This is a genomic window from Terasakiella brassicae, assembly GCF_014641495.1.
GTDB classification, from domain to species: Bacteria; Pseudomonadota; Alphaproteobacteria; order Rhodospirillales; family Terasakiellaceae; genus Terasakiella; species Terasakiella brassicae.
Map to the genome: position 1 here is coordinate 1 of NZ_BMHV01000073.1, position 827 is coordinate 827.

The 827-nt window shown below is 52.8% G+C and carries 1 pseudogene; it reads right to left on the minus strand.

Annotated elements, in window-relative coordinates:
- Positions 1–519: pseudogene (locus IEW74_RS17215) on the minus strand (IS630 family transposase); the annotation flags it as partial.
- Positions 520–827: the final 308 nt, after the last annotated feature.

Consider the following 827-nt stretch of genomic DNA (forward strand, 5'->3'; position numbering starts at 1 on the left):
TTCGGGCACCGGTCTTTCTCAGGATGGCCTTGATTTTGGAGAAGGCCATTTCAATAGGATTGAAATCCGGGCTGTAGGGAGGGAGGAACAGAAGCTTTGCACCAAACTTTTCGATTGCCTCACGAATGCCTGCACGCTTATGAGCCGGAAGGTTATCCATAATGACGATATCGCCGGGTTCCAATGTGGGAGCCAGAGATTGTTCCGCATAGGCCTGAAACGCAATTCCCGTCATCGCTCCATCAAGCGTCATGGGGGCCGTCATTCCTGAAAGCCTGAGGGCACCGACAAAAGTGGTTGTTTTCCAGTGCCCGTGCGGCGTACTGGCCCGACAGCGTTCTCCTTTTGGGGCGCGGCCCCGTTGTCTCACCATTTTTGTAGAAACGCCCGTTTCATCGATAAACACCAGACGTTCGGGATCAAGATCGGGCTGAGCGTCAAACCATGCTTCACGCCTTGCTTTTACATCAGGTCGTTCCTGCTCGCTGGCGTGCGCTGTCTTTTTTTGAACGTAAAGCCGTGACGCGTGAAAAAACGATCCACCGAACTCTTCGATGTTTGCAATCCATGCGTCTCAAACAAATGATCGACGATCTCATTCAACGTGATGTCTTTTTTACTCTCCACCAATTTGAAAATTTCATCTTTGTACTTCTCCAGAGGGCTCTGGCCTTTAGGGCTCCCGCGCCTAAACGGCTCCCAGCTTCCGGTCCGGCGATAACGTTCAACCCATCGGATTGCACTTGCCTCGCCAACATCATATTTTGCCGCTGCCGCACGGCGCGACAGTCCGCCCTCGACGGCTTCAACCACGCGCTTACGAAGAT